Origin of the sequence: Amycolatopsis sp. NPDC051758 (assembly GCF_044453095.1) — a bacterium.
In the GTDB taxonomy this organism is placed as follows: domain Bacteria; phylum Actinomycetota; class Actinomycetes; order Mycobacteriales; family Pseudonocardiaceae; genus Amycolatopsis.
Map to the genome: position 1 here is coordinate 465,323 of NZ_JBITCJ010000006.1, position 18,657 is coordinate 483,979.

The 18,657-nt window shown below is 70.3% G+C and carries 17 protein-coding genes; 12 read left to right on the forward strand and 5 right to left on the reverse strand.

The window, feature by feature from the left end; translation table 11 throughout:
- The first annotated feature begins 92 nt into the window (after window positions 1-92).
- Entirely contained in the window at window positions 93-1,526 is a 1,434-nt protein-coding gene (locus ACIA5G_RS29475; RefSeq protein ID WP_395928899.1) for a neutral zinc metallopeptidase, read from the forward strand.
- 50 nt (window positions 1,527-1,576) lie between these two features.
- Here the strand turns inward: ACIA5G_RS29475 and ACIA5G_RS29480 are convergent, their stop codons facing one another.
- On the reverse strand, window positions 1,577-2,554 hold the full coding sequence (locus tag ACIA5G_RS29480) for a tetratricopeptide repeat protein (protein WP_395928901.1): 978 nt from the start codon (window positions 2,552-2,554) through the stop codon (window positions 1,577-1,579).
- A 92-nt stretch (window positions 2,555-2,646) separates the two neighbouring features.
- Between ACIA5G_RS29480 and ACIA5G_RS29485 the strand changes: the two genes are divergently transcribed.
- A complete protein-coding gene (locus ACIA5G_RS29485) occupies window positions 2,647-3,054 on the forward strand; it encodes a hypothetical protein (RefSeq protein ID WP_395929276.1) in 408 nt (135 codons plus the stop codon).
- Between the two features lie 4 nt (window positions 3,055-3,058).
- Here ACIA5G_RS29485 and ACIA5G_RS29490 read toward each other — a convergent pair whose 3' ends face one another.
- Window positions 3,059-3,364 (reverse strand): MTH1187 family thiamine-binding protein, encoded by a 306-nt coding sequence (locus ACIA5G_RS29490; RefSeq protein ID WP_395928903.1) that lies wholly within the window; start codon window positions 3,362-3,364, stop codon window positions 3,059-3,061.
- Window positions 3,365-3,442: 78 nt separating this feature from the next.
- Here ACIA5G_RS29490 and ACIA5G_RS29495 point away from each other — a divergent pair, with 78 nt between their 5' ends.
- Window positions 3,443-3,943, forward strand: coding sequence for a MarR family winged helix-turn-helix transcriptional regulator (locus tag ACIA5G_RS29495; protein WP_395928905.1), 501 nt, complete (start codon window positions 3,443-3,445; stop codon window positions 3,941-3,943).
- Between the two features lie 73 nt (window positions 3,944-4,016).
- On the opposite strand, the gene ACIA5G_RS29500 is transcribed toward ACIA5G_RS29495, so the two are convergent.
- From ACIA5G_RS29500 to ACIA5G_RS29510, 3 genes are all read right to left on the reverse strand, one after another.
- Window positions 4,017-4,382 (reverse strand): DUF3817 domain-containing protein, encoded by a 366-nt coding sequence (locus tag ACIA5G_RS29500; RefSeq protein ID WP_395928907.1) that lies wholly within the window; start codon window positions 4,380-4,382, stop codon window positions 4,017-4,019.
- Between the two features lie 216 nt (window positions 4,383-4,598).
- Complete coding sequence (locus ACIA5G_RS29505) at window positions 4,599-6,986, reverse strand: GH92 family glycosyl hydrolase (RefSeq protein WP_395928909.1); 2,388 nt, start codon at window positions 6,984-6,986, stop codon at window positions 4,599-4,601.
- A gap of 66 nt (window positions 6,987-7,052) precedes the next feature.
- Window positions 7,053-10,277: a GH92 family glycosyl hydrolase gene (locus ACIA5G_RS29510; protein ID WP_395929278.1), complete on the reverse strand. Its 3,225-nt coding sequence runs from the start codon at window positions 10,275-10,277 to the stop codon at window positions 7,053-7,055.
- 313 nt (window positions 10,278-10,590) lie between these two features.
- On the opposite strand from ACIA5G_RS29510, the gene ACIA5G_RS29515 reads away from it, so the two are divergent.
- From ACIA5G_RS29515 to ACIA5G_RS29555, 9 genes are all read left to right on the forward strand, one after another.
- Window positions 10,591-11,574, forward strand: a complete 984-nt coding sequence (locus ACIA5G_RS29515; RefSeq protein ID WP_395928911.1) for a LacI family DNA-binding transcriptional regulator — start codon at window positions 10,591-10,593, stop codon at window positions 11,572-11,574.
- Window positions 11,571-12,608 (forward strand): class I mannose-6-phosphate isomerase, encoded by a 1,038-nt coding sequence (locus tag ACIA5G_RS29520; RefSeq protein WP_395928913.1) that lies wholly within the window; start codon window positions 11,571-11,573, stop codon window positions 12,606-12,608. The genes ACIA5G_RS29515 and ACIA5G_RS29520 overlap by 4 nt, the downstream gene beginning before the upstream one ends.
- Complete coding sequence (locus ACIA5G_RS29525; RefSeq protein ID WP_395928915.1) at window positions 12,605-13,369, forward strand: ATP-binding cassette domain-containing protein; 765 nt, start codon at window positions 12,605-12,607, stop codon at window positions 13,367-13,369. The genes ACIA5G_RS29520 and ACIA5G_RS29525 overlap by 4 nt, the downstream gene beginning before the upstream one ends.
- On the forward strand, window positions 13,366-14,418 hold the full coding sequence (locus ACIA5G_RS29530) for an ABC transporter permease (protein WP_395928917.1): 1,053 nt from the start codon (window positions 13,366-13,368) through the stop codon (window positions 14,416-14,418). Before ACIA5G_RS29525 ends, ACIA5G_RS29530 begins: the two co-directional genes overlap by 4 nt.
- A gap of 23 nt (window positions 14,419-14,441) precedes the next feature.
- Window positions 14,442-15,437 (forward strand): ABC transporter substrate-binding protein, encoded by a 996-nt coding sequence (locus ACIA5G_RS29535; RefSeq protein ID WP_395928919.1) that lies wholly within the window; start codon window positions 14,442-14,444, stop codon window positions 15,435-15,437.
- A 237-nt stretch (window positions 15,438-15,674) separates the two neighbouring features.
- Window positions 15,675-16,403 (forward strand): hypothetical protein, encoded by a 729-nt coding sequence (locus ACIA5G_RS29540; RefSeq protein WP_395928921.1) that lies wholly within the window; start codon window positions 15,675-15,677, stop codon window positions 16,401-16,403.
- Window positions 16,404-16,449: 46 nt separating this feature from the next.
- Window positions 16,450-17,502, forward strand: a complete 1,053-nt coding sequence (locus ACIA5G_RS29545; protein WP_395928924.1) for a sensor histidine kinase — start codon at window positions 16,450-16,452, stop codon at window positions 17,500-17,502.
- On the forward strand, window positions 17,499-18,254 hold the full coding sequence (locus ACIA5G_RS29550; RefSeq protein WP_395928926.1) for a LytR/AlgR family response regulator transcription factor: 756 nt from the start codon (window positions 17,499-17,501) through the stop codon (window positions 18,252-18,254). The genes ACIA5G_RS29545 and ACIA5G_RS29550 overlap by 4 nt, the downstream gene beginning before the upstream one ends.
- Window positions 18,251-18,601, forward strand: a complete 351-nt coding sequence (locus ACIA5G_RS29555; RefSeq protein WP_395928928.1) for a hypothetical protein — start codon at window positions 18,251-18,253, stop codon at window positions 18,599-18,601. The genes ACIA5G_RS29550 and ACIA5G_RS29555 overlap by 4 nt, the downstream gene beginning before the upstream one ends.
- Window positions 18,602-18,657 lie beyond the last annotated feature (56 nt).

Here is an 18,657-nt window from a genome sequence, read left to right on the forward strand (position 1 = left end):
GAGTAGTTCGGGGATAACGCGCACGCGTCCCGTAAGCCCTGGGTATGGTCCTGCCCGTCGGGTAGGCGGGCGTGGGAGTGGAGCGAGTGAAGATGACCCCAGGGGGAGGACGGCGCGCGCTGGTGGCGTTGCTGGCCGTCGCGGCCGTGGCCGTGAGCGGGTGCAACGGCAAGAGCAGCTCCGGCAGCGGGCCGGTCCAGGACACCGGCGCCGGGTCGGTCGCCGGGCTGCCGGTGACGCACTTCGAGAGCGGCCTCAAGCCGGACGCGCCGACGCCGAGCGTCGACGTCCGCAACGCCGACGGCGGTGAGGACGACAAGCTCGCCACCGCCGCGATCGACGACGTCCAGACGTACTGGAACGAGCGGCTGCCGGCCGACTTCGGGCAGCAGTTCGAGCCGGTGAAGTCGCTGCTGTCCTACGACTCGAAGACCGACACCGAGGAAACCGGCTGCGGCAGCGTCAAGAAGCTCGTGAACGCGTTCTACTGCTCGGTCGACGACTCGGTGGCGTGGGACCGCGGCGTGCTGCTGCCGATGCTGCGCGAGCGCTTCGGGCCGATGTCGGTGGTCGTCGTGCTGGCGCACGAGTTCGGCCACGCCGTCCAGTTCCGGCTGGGTGACAAGGCCGGGATCACCAAGAGCACCCCGACCGTGGTCAAGGAACAGCAGGCGGACTGCTTCGCCGGCGGCTACTTCCGCTGGGTCGCCGAGGACAAGAGCAAGTTCTACCGGGTGTCGACGTCCGAAGGCCTGAACCAGGTGATGGCGGCGATGTTCCTGATCCGCGACCAGGCGGGCACCAGCGGCGCCGACCGCGGCGCGCACGGCACCGCGTTCGACCGCACGTTCGCGTTCCAGACCGGGTTCGAGAAGGGCCCGAAGGAGTGCGCGGCGATGAACGCCGAGAACGTCAAGGCCCGGCTGACCGAGCGCCCGTTCGACAAGGGTGACAAGGGCAAGGGTGACGCGAAGTTCAACGACCAGGCCGTCGACCTGCTGAAGAAGAGCCTCGACGAGGCGTTCAAGGGCGCCGGGGTGACCGCGCCGGAGATCACCGACGGCGGCAGCTGCCAGACCACACCGCCGGCGTCGTACTGCCCGGGTGACAACACGGTGAGCATCGACCTGGCGAAGCTGTCCGAACTGGCCCAGCCGATCGACCGCGAGGCCGAGATGCAGGGTGCGGACCCGGGCGGCATGGGTGACTTCGCGGCGTTCTCGGAAGTGGCGTCGCGGTACGCGCTGGGCATCCAGAAGGGTGTCGGCGCGTCGATCGACAACCCGAACGCGGGCCTGCGGACGGCGTGCCTCGTGGGTGCCTGGGCGGCGTTCACGAACCGGCCGGGCGACCTGCGCCTGTCGGCGGGTGACCTCGACGAGGCGATCGCGGACCTGCTGCAGCCGGAGAGCCTGGTGTCGGCGGACGTCAACGGGAAGCGCCCGGACAGCGGTTTCGACCGCGTCGAGTCGCTGCGGCGCGGGTACCTCGAAGGCTCGTCGGTCTGCTCGAAGCAGTACGCCTGACCGGACGGAAAGGCCCCCACCGCGCGCGGTGGGGGCCTTTTCCACGGCTTCTAGAAGAGGGCGGACGCCAGGTCGCGGCGCGCCTTCATCACGCGGTCGTCGGCCGGGTCGAACAGGTCGAACAGGGCCACCAGGTGCTCGCGGACCTTGTTGCGGTCCTCGCCCGCGGTGCGGCGGACGGTGTCGATCAGGCGCTTGAAGCCCGCCTCGACGTTGTTGTCCGCGATCTCCAGGTCGGCCGCGTCGAGCTGGGCGGCCAGGTCCGACGGGTCCGCGTCCGCCTTCGCGCGGGCCGACGGGTCGGCACTCTCGGCGCGAGCGGTGAACTTGACCTGGGCCAGCGCGTTCTTCGCCAGCTCGTTGGCCGGTTCGACGTCCAGGATGCGCTCGTAGGCGGCCTGCGCGGCGGCGAAGTCGCCCCGCTCGAAGGCCTCTTCGGCCTCGGTGAAGCGCGGGTCCTCGGGCTCCTCGACCGGGCCGCCGCCGTTGGCCTCCGCCTCGCGGATCGACGGCAGCTTGTCCCGCAGGGCGTCGAGCAGCGCGTTGATCCACTTGCGGATCTCGGGCTCGGGCAGCGCGCCGGAGAACGCGTCGACCGGCTGGCCGCCGCCGATGGCGACGATCGTCGGGATGGACTGCGCACCGAACAGCTGCGCGATCCGCGGGTTGGCGTCGACGTCGACCTTCGCCACGACCCAGGCGCCACCCGACTCGGCCGCCATCCGCTCCAGCACCGGGGACAGCTGCTTGCACGGGCCGCACCACTCGGCCCACAGGTCGACGATCACCAGCTGGTGCAGGGACCGCTCCACGACCTCGGCCTGGAAGGTGGCCTCGGTGACATCGATCACGGCCTCGGACGAACCCGGGGCGGGCGGCGGCGCGTCGCCACCGGCCGGGCCGGCGGGCGGGGCCGGCTGCCTCTGCGCCGATTCGGCGCGGGCCTTGAGCGCGGACAGGTCGACCGCGCCGGAAAGGGCGGCGGACAGGGCCGCTGACTTCGCTGCAGATCCGCGTGGTTGTGTCACGCTTCCATCCTGGCACGCGCGCCGGAGCGTTTCACCGGGTGGCCCGGCCCGTCCGCTTGGCAGGACGGCGCCGCTGGGGCAGGCTCGGCCGGGTGCACATCCGGCGTGACGTGAAGGTGGGCCTGTCGATCGCGGCGGCCGTCGCCTGGATCGGCGCGGTGACCCTGCTCATCGTGCACCAGCCGGACCCGGGCGCCGGCTCCCCGGGCGAGCTGCGCGACAAGCTCGCGTCGGCGCTGTCGGGGCACGACGCCGACGCCTTCGCCGGCCTGCTCGACTACCCGGGTTCCGGCGGTGACGACTTCGCGAAGGACTACGTCACGGTGCTGTCGGACCACGGCGTCCACGACGTGCGGGTGGAGCTGGGCCCGGACGCGGCGGCCCCGGCCCGCGCGACGGTCACCGGCGCCCTCGGCGACGGCAAGCCGTTCAGCTACCCGCTGACAGTGACGAACGAAGACGGCCGCTGGACGGTCGCCTTCACCCCGCCCCTTCCCTAACCACTCACGAGTCGTCGCGGAGGTGGGCTTCGATGCGGTCCACCTTGGCCTCGAGCTGGTCGGAGAAGCCGGGGCGGATGTCGGCCTTGAGGACCAGGCCGACGCGCGCCGAGCCTTCTCCCGCGGCCTCGACCGCGCGCTTCACGACGTCCATCACTTCGTCCCACTCGCCTTCCACGTTCGTGAACATGGCGTTGGTCGAGTTGGGCAGCCCGGAGTCGCGGACCACCTTCACCGCGCGGGCGACGGCTTCGCTGACTCCGCCGTCGGGCTCCCCGCCGGACGGGCTGACACTGAACGCGACGATCATGCTCGGAAGTCCCTTCTTCGGTGCTCTTTCCGCCGGTCGTGCGACACTCGCCGGTACCCGCTGGTAACTTCGCGTGTCATGAACCGTCCGCTGCCGTTCGACCCGATCGCCCGCGCGGCACAGCTCTGGGAGGCCCGGATCGGGCCCGCCGGCACCATGGCCGCGGTCACCGGCGTGATGCGGGTCCAGCAGATCATCCAGTCCGCGGTGGACGGCGCGCTCAAGCCGCACGGCCTGACCTTCGCCCGGTACGAAGCGCTGGTGCTGCTCACCTTCGCCCGCAGCGCCAGCCTGCCGATGCGGGTGATGGGCGAGCGGCTCCAGCTGCACCCCACCAGTGTCACCAACATAGTCGACCGGCTGGAGAAGGACGGGCTCGTCAAGCGGGTCCCGCACCCCACCGACCGGCGCACGACGCTCGTCGAGATCACCGACGAAGGCCGCAAGCGCCGCGAGTCCGCGACGGAGGCCGTGACCGCGATCGACTTCGGACTGTCCGGGCTCACCGGACGGCAGACCGAGCAGCTGACCGATCTGCTGACGAAGGTGCGCCGCGCCTCCGGGGACTTCACGGAGTAAGCGCTCGCGCACGCAGTGCCGGAGACAAGAGAAAGGCCCGCGCCGAAGCGCGGGCCTTTCTCACGTGCTGGGATCAGGCGGCGACCGGCTCCTGGACCTGGAACAGGCCGACACCGCCGTGGGTCAGCCGCTGCGGGCCGTCGAGCTTGCCGTTGCGCAGCGCCCACTTCTCGAACAGCCAGGTGAACAGCGGCGGGATGCTCGCGAGCAGCGCCAGGATCAGCGTCTTCGGACGCCAGCCGAGCGGCTTCGCCACGGACAGGGAGACGACCACGTAGAGGACGAAGATCACGCCGTGCACCATGCCGATGACGGGCACGCCGCCCTCACCGGAGGAGTGCACGACGTACTTGAGGAACATCCCGACAAGCAGCGCCGCCCAGGACAGGGCTTCGGCAACTGCGGCCACGCGGAAAGCTAGAGCGGCCTTGCTGGACACTTCTTCCTCCTGTGGGGTCTCACCACGTTTGGTCGTGACATGACAAACGTCCGACGCACCGTCCACGGCGGACTGCCTGTGGACGTCAACGGCGCTGTCGGACGTGCTGATACCCAGTGTGAGGCGTGATGGCCCTCACGGGAACACCGGGGCCCGTGACGATGCTCACGACCGTGGTCCACTGTGGTCTGAACCACGGTCGTGAGCGTCGGTCGTCTACTCCGAGCAGGGCGAAACCGGCGCGGACGACGGTGACGTCCCCCACGTCGCCTTCGCGGCGTCGGCGGTCAGGCGGAAGTCGAGCGTCGTGCCACGCTTCAACTGGTCCACGTTGACGTACACCCGATCACTCGGCTTCGAGCCGGCTTCGAGGCCCGAGACGTACTGCAGCTTCGAGCCGTCCGCGCCCGGCGCCTTGATCGTGATGTCGCGCCCGTTCTCCAGGTGCAGCACGGACTTAGCGAACCGCGGCGCGTTGAGCACGAAGTTCCCAGTCCCTGGGACGGCGGGATAGAGCCCGAGCGCGCTGAAGACGTACCAGGCCGACATCGTGCCGAGGTCGTCGTTCCCGGTGACGCCGTTGGGCGCGTTGGTGAACAGCGTGTGCGCCGCCCGCACGACCGTCGACGTCTTCGCCGGCTGGCCGGTGAGCGCGTACATCCACGGCGAGTGGAGGTCCGGCTCGTTGTTGGGGTTGTAGCGGAACTGGTCGTAGTAGTCGTACGGGCCGACGACCCAGTTCGCGCGGACCGCGGCCGCCGGGTCCTTCACCAGTTCGTCGTAGGCGAAGAAGTCGTCGAGGCGCTTTCCGGTCGCCGCCGGGCCGCCCATCCGGTCGACCAGGCCGGGCACGTCCTGCTGCACCAGCCACTGGTACTGCCAGGCCGTGCCCTCGTGGAAGCCGTCCTGGCTCTGCGGGCTGTACGGCTTGTCGGCCGGGCTGAACCAGTCGCCGCCGGCGACCTTCGGCCGGAAGAAGCCGCTGAAGCCCCGATCCGTCTGCGAGGAGTCCCACAGCGTCCGGTAGGTCCGGCCCTTCGCCGCCAGCGCTGCCGCGTCGGACTTCTTGCCGAGCGCCGCGGCCATCGCCGAAAGCGAACAGTCACCGAGCGCGTACTCCAAGGTGGCCGACGCGCCGTGGTTCGGGTCGGTGTCCTGGCCCTTCTTCGGGAAGTTCGGGTCGTACTGGACAAACCCGTCCTGCTGGTAGCTCGCGTTGCCGGAGCGGCCCTGGAACGGTGACGACGCGGGCGGGATCTGCGTCGAGTTCTGCAGCAGCGCCTGGTACGCCTGCATCTCGTTGCCCGACAGCGCGCCGAACCGCCAAAGATCCACCAGGAACGGCGTGACCGGGTCACCGGTCATCGTGTTCGTCTCCTGGCTCGCGTACGCCCACCGCGGCAGCCAGCCGCCCTGGTCGTGGATGGCGAGGATGCTCTTCGCGATGTCCTTCGCGCGGTCCGGCTTCAGGAGCGCGAGTAGCTGGTTCTGTGTGCGGTAGGTGTCCCACAGCGAGAAGAAGTCGTAGTACGTCCAGCCGACCGCGCGGTGGATCTTCTTGTCGAAGCCGTAGTAGCGGCCGTCGGCGTCGTTCGCCGTCAGCGGCTGCAGCAGCGCGTGGTAGAGCGAGGTGTAGAACACCGTGCGGTCGTCGGTCGACCCACCCTTGATGTCCACACTGGACAATTCCTTGCGCCAGGCGCGCTGGGCGTCGGCCTTGGCCGCGTCGAACGACCGGATGTGCTCGGCCGCCAGGTTCACCCGCGCGCCTTGCGCGTCCACCTGGGAAATGGCGGTGGTCGCGGTGACCTGGCTCGCGCCCCCGAACGTCAGCCACGCGCCACGCAGGCCTGCGCCGCCGCTCGACTCGCGGCTGCCCGGGGTGCCGCCGGTCGGCGACCACGTGCCCGAGGACTTGAACGGCTTGTCGAACTTCGTCGTGAAGTACGTCGTGTAGGACTTGCCGCCGCAGAACGCCTGCGACTCCACGGTTCCTTCGACGGTCCGGTCGTCGACGACCCGGATGCTGCTGCCCGTCACCGGTTCCTTGTCGTTGGCCTGCCCGACGTTGACGAAGACGTTGTTGTCACCGGACTTCGCGAACGTGTACCGCTCGGCACCGGCGCGGGTCGCCGCGGTTGTCTCGACGTCGACGCCGCCGTAGCCGGTCAGGTGGACCTTGTAGTAGCCGGGCTTGCCGACCTCGCCGTCGTGGGTGAACGGCGCCGCGTACTTCGTCTGGTCGAAGGTGGACGCCTTGGTCGTGTCGAACGCCTTGCCGGGGCCGATCTCGCCGGTCGTCGGCAGTGTCGAGACCAGGCCGCCCTGCTCCCAGCAGCCCGCGCCGGACAGGAAGAAATGACCGAAGCCGCGGATGGCCGTGTCGGTATAGCGGTAGCCGGCGTAGTGCGAGGTGATCGGGCTGACCTGCGTCATCCCGAACGGCGCCGACGCGCCGGGGAACGTGTTCCCCTCGTCCTGCGTGCCGATGAACGTGTTGACGGCGTCGAGAGCGTCCCCACCGGACGCTTCCGCGACGACGGGACTCACCCCCGTCGCCACTACGGCGAGCGTCAACGCGCCCGCCAGGACCTTGCTCTTCACTGAGCTTCCTCCGAAGTCCGCGAAAGGCCGCCCGCACGAGGCGGGCGGCCTTTCAGGGGTGGATCACTACGAACCGATGCCGATGGCGAACACGTGCAGCGCGCCGCCGCTGACGTTGTCCGGCAGCGTCACGCTGGCCACCGTCTTGCCCGCGTCCAAGGTGATCGGGTTGGTGCCGAACACCATCGTGCGGATCTGCTGCGGGTCGCTGCCCGCGGCGTTGCGGTACGGCGTCGACAGCACGATCCGGTTGCCGAACGACGGCTGGGCGCCGCCGCCACCGAGGGTCCAGTCGGAGAACCCGATGGTGGCCGTGGACTTGCTGCCGTCGGTGTAGGTGATGGTCAGCGTGCCGGACGCGGTGCCGTTGGACGCCGAGCCGAGCAGCGCGAGCCGCCCGGAGCCCGAGACGTTCACCGTCTGGCCCGCGGCGACCACGTTGTCCGGGTCGCCCGCAGGGAACGACGGCCAGGTGAACTTGATGCCGTCACTGGTGACCGTGCCGCCCGGGGTGGCGCCGGCCGCGGCCAGCGCGTCGGCCGAGTAGCTCCAGCCGCCGCCGTCGAAGTTCGCCGCGCCCGAGTTCGAGTCCGGAGAGATACCTGCGTTGTCCACCGTGGCCAGCCAGCTGTTCGGCTGCGCCACGAGCACCGTCAGCACCGCCTGCGTCGAAGCCACGCCCGGCGCGGAGAACGTCACCGGGATGCGACGGGCGCCGTCGGCCAGCCCGGCCGGGACCGAAACCGTCACGTCGGCCTTCGCCTTGCCGCCCGCCGGGACGGCGATGCTGCCCGACGCCGGGGTCAGCGTGATCCCGTCGACGCTGCCCGCGGTGTAGGTCCAGGTCCGGGCGGTGCCGGAGAGGTCCTGGACGCCCACCGATGCCGAAGACGTCGACCCCGCGGGTGTCACCGCACGGGCCGGGTCCACAAAGGACAGGCTCGGTTTCTCCTGCTCGCGGAACGACGGCGGCGCGTCGGCCGCGGCACTGCCCCACGAGGTGGCCGTGGCGGACCGCGTGTAGTCGAGCGTGCCACCGCCGGAAATGAGCGCCTCTGGCAGCCACGCCTTCGAAGCCGCGCCACCGTTGACCTTCAGGCTGCCCACGTAGTCGCCGGTGCCCGGCGCGTTGATGGTGATCTTCTTGCCCGCGCCGGTGGTGAGCACGGCGTGTTCGAAGCGCGGGGTGACCAGCAGCGTCTCGGCGCGGCCCGGGATCTCCGGGTAGATGCCGAGCGCGGACCAGACGTACCAGGCCGACATCTGGCCGAGGTCGTCGTTGCCGATCAAGCCCTCGGGGTTCGGGTTGTACAGCTCGTCCATCGAGCGGTGCACGATCGACTGGGTCTTGGCCGGGGCGCCCGCGTACGAATACACGTACGGGGCGTTGGAGTTCGGCTCGTTGCCCATGAAGGCGTAGGGCTCCTGCGTGCCCGCGTTCAGCTGGGTGAAGAAGGTGTCCAGCCGCGCCTGGGTCGCGGTGTTCCCGCCGAACGCCGTCACGACGCCGCCGAGGTCGTAGGGCACCATCCACTCGTACTGCGCGCCGTTGCCCTCGACCCAGCCCTGCGAGCTGGCGGGGTCGTAGGTGCCGGCGAACGAGCCGTCCGCGTTGCGCGGCTGCAGGTGACCGGTGCCCGGGTTGTAGAGGTTCTGCCAGTTCTGCGCGCGCTTCATGAACGTCGTGTACGTCGCGCTGTCCCCGAGCCGCTTCGCGAACTCGGCGATGGAGAAGTCTGCGCTGGTGTATTCGAGGGTGTCCGCGCCGGCGCCCGGCACGTAGCCGAGCTTCTGGTAGTCGTCGAGACCCGGCCGCTCGGTGTAACCCTGCGTCGGCTGGGTGGCGCCCTTGATCATGAGCAGCAACGCCTTCTGGGCGTCGAAGTCACGCGCGCCGAACGCGTACGCGCTGGAGACGATGATGTGGTACGGGTCGCCGTTCATGACGCCGGTGTAGTCGTTGGCCACCGTCCAGCGGTCCCACGACCCGCCCTGCTCGGCGTAGGCCATCATCGACCGGACGATGTCCGAGGTCTCCTTCGGGTCGATCGTCGCCAGGAGGGGGACCTCGGAGCGGTAGATGTCCCAGCCGGAGAAGTTCGTGTACATCGCGTGGCCCTTGTCGGCCTTGTGGATCCGCCCGTCGAAGCCGGGATACTGACCGTCCACATCGGAGAAGACGTTCGGCTGGATCAGCGAGTGGTACAGCGACGTGTAGAACGTCGTCATGTCGGCGTCCGAGCCGCCGGAGACGGCGATCTTGCCGAGCTGGTCGTTCCACGCCTTCCGCGCACCCGCGGCCACGGTGTCGAACGACTTCTTCGTGTTCTCGGCCTTGAGGTTGGCCTTCGCGCCGTCGACGGACACAAAGGACAGTCCGACCTGGACGTTCACCTGCGCGCCGTTGAGGTTGGCGAAGGTGACGTACCCGCCGCTGCCCGGGCCGGACACGGTGGTGTCCTGCTGCTTGGCCTTGGCCGGCCGCGCGATCGAGGCGTCAACACCGTTGGGCTGCGCGACCTTCGCCTTGGCACCGCCGGTTTCGGCGGACTTGCCCGGCGTGACGGCGCCGTTCTTCCAGGTGCCGATCGACTCGAACGGCGTGTCGAACTTGGCCGAGAAGTAGACGCGGTAGCTGTTCTGCGCCCCGCAGAAGCGGCCGCTGGTGGCCCAGCCGCTGATGGTGTCCTTGCCGATGGTGATCGACGCGTCGTCGGTGCCGTTGACCGAGCCGGAGGTGTTGACCAGCAGCGTCGAGGACGCGCCGGCCGGGTAGGTCAGCCGCGCGGAGCCGGTGCGCTGGGTCGCGGCCAGCTCGACCTTCGCGCCGCTGTCGAGGGTGACGTCATAGGCGCCCGCCGTCGCGTGTTCGTTGGCGTGGGAGAACTTCGACGTGTAGTGCGCCGGGTCGGTCGCCGGCGACGTCGAAACTTCACCTACGTACGGAATGAACGGAATGTCCTGATAGGTCGAACAGCCGGCGCCCGAAAGGTGCGTGAGGCTGAACCCGGTCAGCGCGTTGTCGTCGTAGAAGTACCCGCCGGGCTGGGACTTCACCGTGTCGGGGCTCCACTGGACCATGCCGAACGGCGCCACCGCGCCCGGGAACGTGTTGCCGGCGCCGCCCCCGGTGCCGTGGTCGGCGCCACCGGGACGGGTGCCCACGAAGGGGTTGACCCACTTCGCGAAGTCCGTCGCCGGGGCGGCTGCGGCGGGGACAGCGGGAGCCACCGCTGCGGTCACCGCCAATGTCAGGAAAGCCAAACCGGCTCTGAAGCGCACTCGCGCCATCGCCATCGCCTCTCACCTCATCAGCGCGACCAGAAACGGTGTCATGACAACCTTGTCGCGCAGTCGGTCGAACCGGGCCACCTTGGGCAGCGGCTCACCAGACAGTCAAGGGTCCCGTCAAGACCTGTCCACTTCGGGACAGCAAGATCAGCCGACTGACCTACGACGTCGGTAGCCGAATCGGCACAATCCACACCCAGGCCGTTGACAACTCACCGGCCGGTGGCGTTCAATCCCGTGCACTATGACAACGTTGTCTCCTCCCGGCCGGGACCGCGACGGCGCCCCGCGCACCGCGAGCAGGCGGGCCACGATGAGTGACGTGGCCCGGCTGGCGGGCGTGAGCATCAAGACCGTCTCGCGCGTGGTCAACGACGAACCGGCAGTGCACCCGGACACCGCCGAGCGGGTCATGGCGGCCATCGAGCAGCTGGGGTTCCGGCGCAACCTGGGCGCGCGCAACCTGCGCCGCGGGTCGACGACCGGCACCATCGGGCTGATCGTCGAGGACGTCGGCAACCCCTTCTACTCCGAGCTGAACCGCGCGGTCGAGCGCATCGCGACGTCGTTCGGCCGCCAGGTGCTCACCGGCTCGTCCGAGGAGAACTCCGACCGCGAGCGCGAGCTCGTGCTGGAGTTCTGCGCGCGGCGGGTGGACGGCATCCTCGTCGTCCCGGCCGGTCTCCAGCACGGCTACCTGGTGCCGGAGATGCGCGCGGGCACGCCGGTGGTGTTCATCGACCGGCCGGCCGGCGACATCGTGGCCGACACCGTGCTGGTGGACAACCTCGGCGGCACCATCGAAGCCGTCACCCACCTGGCGAAGCACGGCCACCGGCGGATCGCGTTCCTCGGGGACAGCCCGGACATCTTCACCGCGGCCGAGCGCCTGCGCGGGTTCCGCGAGGGCTGCGTGCGCAACGGGATCTCCTACGACGAGTCCCTGGTCTCCATGCGGACGCCGACGCAGGAGTACATCGGCGACGCCGTGAAGCGACTGCTGCACGGCCCGGACGCGGCCACCGCGGTGATCGCCGGCAACAACCGGGTCGCCGTGCACCTGCTGCGCGCCCTCGCGCACGCCGAGTACCGCCCGGCAATGGTCGGCTTCGACGACTTCGAGCTGGCGGACCTGCTGGACCCGCCGGTCACCGTCGTCGCGCACGACGTGAGCGCGCTCGGCCACGCCGCGGCCGAGCTGCTCTTCGCGCGCGTCCAAGGAGATCAGTCCCCGCCCAGAAAGGTCGTCCTGCCCGTGCATCTCGTCGCCCGTGGTTCCGGTGAGGTCGCCCCGTGACCCTCGAACCGATCCGCCTCCCGGCCAACCAGCCGCCGCAGTTCTACCGCGGGGGCGACGCCATCGCGGCGCTGCGCGGGGCGTCCTCCGAGAAGAAGTTCGGCCCGGAGGACTGGGTCGCCTCGGTGAGCACCATGTTCGGCCAGGAGACCAACGGCCTCACCCGGCTCCCGGACGGCGCCTGGCTGCGGGACGCCGTGCTCGCGAACCCGAACGGCTGGCTCGGCGCGAAGCACGTCGAGGCGCTCGGGACGTCGACCGGCCTGCTGGTCAAGCTCCTCGACGCGGGCCAGCGGCTGCCCGTGCACTTCCACCCGGACGACGCCTTCGCGAAGCAGCACTTCGACTCGCACTTCGGCAAGACCGAGGCGTGGATCGTGGTCGGCACCTACGGCGACGACCCGCGCGTCTACCCCGGTTTCAAGGAGACGCTGTCCAAGGCGACCGTGTCCGAGTGGACGCGCGAGCAGGACGTGCCGTCGATGCTGGGCGCGCTGAACAGCGTTCCGGTGACCGCCGGCGACACCGTCTACATCCCGGCCGGGCTGCCGCACGCGATCGGCGAAGGCGTCTTCGTCGTCGAACTGCAGCAGCCGACGGACTTCTCGCTCACCATCGAGTGGCGTGACTTCCTCGCGTCGCCGGAGAAGGGGCACCTCGGCATCGGCTTCGACACCGCCATCGAGGCGCTCGACACCTCGGGCTGGGACGCCGGGCGGCTCGAGACCATCATCAAACGCACCGCGGGCGACACCGGGTCCACAGTGGACCTGCTGGCCGGCGGATCGGAGCAGTTCTTCCGAGCCGAGCAGTTGCGTACGGACAACACGACAACGTTGTCACTCGACCCGTCGTTCGCGGTGCTGGTCGTCCTCGACGGCGAGGGCACCCTGCGCACCGAGCACGGCGGGGACCACGCGCTGGCGAAGGGCGACACCTACGTCGTGCCGTTCGACGCGGGCCAGACCGAGCTCGCCGGGGCCGCGACGGTGATCCGCTGCCGGCCGCCGGCGCCGGAAGGGAGGCGGGGATGAGCGAAGTCCTGCTGGAAGCGGTCGACCTGGTCAAGCGCTACGGGTCGGTCGAAGCGCTGCGCGGCGCGTCGTTCCAGGCCCGCGCGGGCGAAGTGACGGCGCTGATCGGCGACAACGGCGCCGGCAAGTCCACGCTGGTCAAGTGCCTCTCCGGCGCGGAACAGCCGACGTCGGGCAAGATCCTGCTGGACGGCGTCGAGACGCACTTCGACTCGCCGACCACCGCGCGGCGGATGGGGATCGAGACCGTCTACCAGGACCTCGCCGTCGCCCCCGAGCTCGACCCGGCCGCGAACCTGTTCCTCGGCCGCGAGATCCACCGCAAGGGTTTCCTCGGCAAGCTCGGCATGCTCGACAAGGCCGAGATGCGGCGGCAGGCCGTCGAGGAGTTCCAGCGCCTCGGCGTCACGCTGCAGAGCACCGACGTCCCGATCGGCTCGCTGTCGGGCGGGCAGCGCCAGAGCGTCGCGGTCGCGCGGTCGGTCGTGTGGGCGTCGAAGGTCGTGTTCATGGACGAGCCGACCGCGGCCCTCGGTGTTGTCCAGCGTGAGCGCGTGCTCGACGTCATCAAGAAGGTGCGCGACAAGGGCATCGCCGTCGTGCTGATCAGCCACAACATGCCCGAGGTGCTCTCGGTCGCCGACCGCGTCGAGGTGCTGCGGCTCGGCAAGCGCGTCGCCCGGTTCACCGGGTCCGACACGAAGCTCGAAGACCTCGTCGCGGCGATGACGGGTGCGCTCGTGCAAGAGGAGGCGGCGTGACTGTGTCGACGCCTGCGCAGAAGGACATCCAGGAATCCCCCGAGGCCGGCTTCGGCAAGCGGCCACTCGGCAAGCGCCTGGTCGGCGCCAACACGTTCTGGATCGCGCTGGTGCTGCTGGCGCTGATCATCGTCTTCACCGCCATCGCGCCCGCCGAGTTCGCCACCCTGTTCACCTTCCAGACGCTGCTCATCGAGACGTCGGTGCTGCTGGTGCTGTCGGTCGGGATGACGTTCGTGATCATCACCTCCGGCATCGACCTCTCCGTCGGCTCGGTGCTGATCTTCGCCGGCATGGTCGCCGGCAAGGTGATGGAGGCGATGTCCGGCGGCAACGCGTCGAACGCCGGCTGGGGCGTCATCACGGTCGGGCTGGTCGCGGCGGTCATCGCCGGGACGGTGTGGGGCCTGATCAACGGCTTCCTCATCGCGGTGGCGGGGATCCCGCCGCTGATCGTCACGCTCGGCACGATGGGTGCGGCGCTCGGCGCGGCCTACCTGCTCAACAACGGGTCGGACGTGCGCAGCGTGCCGGTCGTGCTCAACCAGACCCTCGGCTACGGCACCTCCTTCGGCGTGGTGCCCAACCTGGTCATCGTCGCCGTGGTGATCACCCTGATCGGCGCGTGGCTGCTCCACACCACGAAGTTCGGCCGGTACACCTTCGCGGTCGGCTCCAACGCCGAGGGCGCGCGGCGCGCGGGCATCGGCGTCACCGCGCACCTGCTGAAGGTGTACACGCTGACGGGGTTCCTGGCCGGGATCGCCGGGTTCCTTTCGCTGGCGTACTACGCGTCCACCACGATATCGGCGCACACCACCGACAACCTCAACGCCATCGCCGCGGTCGTGATGGGCGGGACGAGCCTCTTCGGCGGGGTCGGCTCGGTGCTGGGCACGGTGATCGGCGTGTTCATCCCGGCGGTGCTGAAGAAGGGCTTCAACATCACCCACGTCCAGGACTTCTGGCAGATGATCGCCGTCGGCGCGGTGCTGATCGCGGCGGTCTGGTTCGACCAGCGGCGCCGCCGTCGTCGCAACTCCCGCTGATTCCCGAGTACAAAGAGGTGCTTATGAAGCTCACCAAGACTTTCGTGGCCGTCGGCGCGCTGGCCTCGGCCGCCGCGCTGCTCACCGCGTGCGGGTCCGGCACGGTCGGGCAGAGCGGGTCCGGCGACTCCGCCCAGCCGACCGGCAGCAAGAAGCTGGCGCTGATCCCCGGCGTGCAGGCCGAGCCGTTCTACATCTCGCTGCAGTGCGGCGCGCAGGCCGAGGCGAAGAAGCTCGGTTACGAGCTGACCACGCAGGCGCCGCAGAAGTTCGACGCGGCGATGCAGACCCAGCTCGTCAACGCCCTCGGCTCCAACCCGCCGGCGGCGCTGCTCATCGCCCCGACCGACGACACGGCGATGCTCGCGCCGATCCAGCAGGTCAAGGCCCGCGGCGCGAAGATCGTCGAGGTCGACACGTCGTTGAAGGACACCAGCGTCGCCGCGGCGTCCGTCTCCTCGGACAACGCCGAGGGCGGCAAGCTCGCGGCCCAGACGATGGCCAAGCTGACGAACGGCAAGAGCGGCTCGGTGCTGGTGCTCGACACGATCGCCGGCACGTCCACGACGGCCGCGCGGGTGAAGGGCTTCGAGGACGAGCTGAAGAACACCCCGAACCTGAAGTCGGTCGGCGTCCAGTTCACCCAGAACGAGCCCGACCAGGCGGCGTCCAAGGTGACGGCGGCCCTGTCGTCGACGCCGGACCTCATCGGCATCTTCGCGACCAACCTCAACACCGGCGAGGGCGCGGCGACCGGCCTGCGCAACGCGGGCAAGGTCGGCGCGGTGAACCTGATCGGCTTCGACGCCAGCCCGTCCGAGGTCGAAGGCCTCAAGAGCGGCCAGTACCAGGCGCTGATCGCCCAGGACCCAGCCTCGATCGGCACCCAGGGCGTCCAGCAGGCGGTGGCGGCCATCGAGGGCAAGCCGACCACGCGGAACCTCACCGCGCAGCTGCACTCGATCACCAAGGCCGATATGGACGCCAACGCGCAGTACTTCTACAAGCAGAGCTGCTGACCCGCTCCCCGACCGGCGGCGGGGCCGTGCCGCGACCCGGCACGGCCCCGCCGTTCTCAGCTGTCCGTCAACTACCTGTGACACCTGTGAAAGCGACTCACCCACTCTGACCAGGGATTTCGCCCCCGGTGATCGCTCACTGCCGGTCACCGTCGTCGGCGAACCGTTCACCGCATGACCCGTTCCCCCGGACGGGTTCACCCGGCCACACTGATCTGCACATGCATCGGCACATGCATGATCGCAGAGAGGGGTGCGATGAACTACGAGCGGCCGGCCGAACACCGGACGATCTTCGCCGTGGACGTCGAGGGCTACGGCGACCATCGCAGGACCACACCACACCGGCTGGCGTTGCGCGAAGGGCTGTACCGCGCGCTGCTCCGGGCCTTCGAAGACGCCGGCGTCCCGTGGCGGCACTGCCGGCGCGAGGACTGCGGGGACGGCGTCTTCGTCCTGGCCCCGGCGGAGATCCCCAAGGGGCCCTTCGTCGAGTTCTTGCCCAACGCGCTCGCCGTGGCGCTGCACCGGCACAACCTGACCCACCACCCCGGGGCGCGGATCCGGCTCCGGATGGCGCTGCACGCGGGCGAGGTCGCCTACGACGAGCACGGCGTCACCGCGCCGGCGATCAACCAGACCTTCCGGCTCCTGGACGCCGCGCCGCTGAAGGACGCGCTCAAGTCCTCACGCGGCGTGCTGGCGCTGATCACGTCGGCCTGGTTCTTCGACGAGGTCGTCCGGCACAGCGAAGGCCTGGACCCGAGGACGTTCCGCCCGGTGCCGGTGGCGGTCAAGGAGACCCGCACGACCGGCTGGATCTCGCTACCGGACCGGCCGTACCCGGCCGACGCGAGCCTGCTGGTCCCGGAACAGGGCCCGGTCACGGCGATCGACGACTACCGCACCTGGCGCCGCTTCCGCCGCCACGCCCAGGTGCTGGCCGACCGGGACGACCCCGCGTAGCCGTAGGATCTGTTCCCCTGGACACCGCTGCCGAGGGGAGGCCCCGATGACCGTGCACCTGCGCCCGGCGTCCCGCGCCGACCCGCTGCCGGTGCTCGCCGCCGCCCGCCGGATCACCGACGACCTGCGCGACGGGCTCTCCGGCACGCGGGCCCGCCGCGCCGCGCACCGCCTGCGCCGCCTGTTCGGCTTCCCCGGGCTCGGCCTCACCGACCTGTCCGGCTCGCTGCTGTGGTCGGGGCGCCCGGGGCCGGACGCGATCGTCGCGTCGGTGCTCGACGGCGTGCTGCACAGTGAGGAACCCGGCTCCGCGCAGGACGTCCTCGTGCTGCCGCTGCACGTCCACGACGAACTGGCCGGGGCGATCCTGGTGGTCGGCGACGTCCGCGACTCGGTGGCCGGCCAGGCCGCCGACCTGGTTGTGCAGGCACTGGAGCGCGGCCGGCTCGAGGCGTCGGCGGAGCAGGCCGCGCAGGCCGAACTGCGCGCACTGCGGGCGGAGATGTCGCCGCACTTCGTCTACAACGCCCTCACCGTCATCGCGTCGCTGGTGCGCTCGGACCCCGACCGTGCCCGCGACCTCATGCTCGACTTCGCCGACTACACCCGCTACAGCCTGGCCCGCCACGGCGAGTACACCGTCGTCGCCGAGGAGTTCCGCGCGATCGAGACGTACCTCGCGCTGCAGCGGGCGGTGCTCGGCGAACGGCTGCGCGTCCAGGTGCGGGTCGCGCCGGAGATCCTCGCCGTCGCCGTGCCGTACCTGGTGCTGGAGCCGTTGGTGGAGAACGCGATCCGGCACGGGATCGAGCCGCGCTCGGGCACCGGCTTCGTCCAGGTGCACGGCCAAGCGGAAGGGAACGACTGCGTGATCTTCGTCGAGGACGACGGGGTCGGCATGGACCCGAAGCGCGCGGCGGACATCCTCGCCGGGCGGACCGGCGACGACGACCCGGCCGGCCTTGGATTGGCCAATGTGGACAGACGGCTGCGGGACGTCTACGGCGCCTGGTACGGCCTGACCGTGGAAACCGAGGTCGGCGCGGGCACCCGGGTGATCGTGCGGGTGCCGCGGTTCCAGCCGGGGGTGATGCCGTGATCGGGCTCCGGGTGCTCGCCGTCGACGACCTGGCGCCCGCGCTCGACGAGCTCTGCCGCATGCTCCGCGAAGCGCCCGAAGTCGGCGAAGTCGTCGGCGCGAGTGACGCGCTGAAGGCGTTGAGGCTGCTTCAGGCCGACAGGTTCGACGCGGTGTTCCTCGACATCTCGATGCCGGGCCTCGACGGCCTCGAACTGGCTGGGCTGCTGGCAAAGCTGAGCGAGCCGCCGGTGATCGTGTTCGTCACGGCGCACGACGGGCACGCGGTGACGGCGTACGGCATCGGCGCCGTCGACTACCTGCTCAAACCGGTCCGCGCCGAACGGCTGTCCGCGGCCTTGGCCAAGGTGACACGCAACGCGACGCCGTCGTCGCGCACGACCCCGGACGCGATGGCGGCGCTCCCGGTCGAGTCCGGCGGGCGCACCCGTTACGTCCGCCGCGACGACGTGTTGTTCGTGGAGGCACACGGCGACTACGTCCGGCTGCACACGCGAGGTGGGGTGCACCTGGTCCGGATGCCGATCTCGCGGCTCGAGGAGTACTGGGAGGGCACCGGGTTCAGCCGGGTGCACCGCGGGTTCCTGCTCGCCGTCGGCGCGGTGCTGGAGCTGCGCAGCGACTCCGCGGGCGGCCTGCTCGCGCACACCGAAGCCGGCGACGTCCCGGTCAGCCGCCGGCACGCCCGCGACCTGCGTGACCGGTTGCTGGAAGCCGCCCAGCGCGGCCAGCTCGGCCCGGGCCCGCGATGAGCAAGGTCCGGCGGGTGGCCGTCACCAGTCCGCAGACCCGGCTCGCCCACGCGCGACGGCGGTCCCGCGGACGCTGGCGGGTGGTGCGGCTGCCCGCGGGGGACACCCAGCGCGCGACCGAGCTGTACCGCGCGCAACGCCGTCGCGGCGTGCCCGCGCTGGTGCTGATGTTCGCGCTGCTGCTCGGGCTGCCCGGGCTGTTCGCGGTGTTCCCCGGCCTGGACACCGTGCGGCTGCTGGGGATTCCGCTGTCCTGGCTGATGATCGCGGTGCTGCCGTACCCGGCGATGGCCCTGCTGGCCCGCTGGCAGCTGCGCCGCGCCGAGCGCCTCGAGGACGACCAGTGACCGCCCGGCCCCGAACGCCCCAATGTGGCGTTGGGGCGCATGAGAGCGGCAGGGCG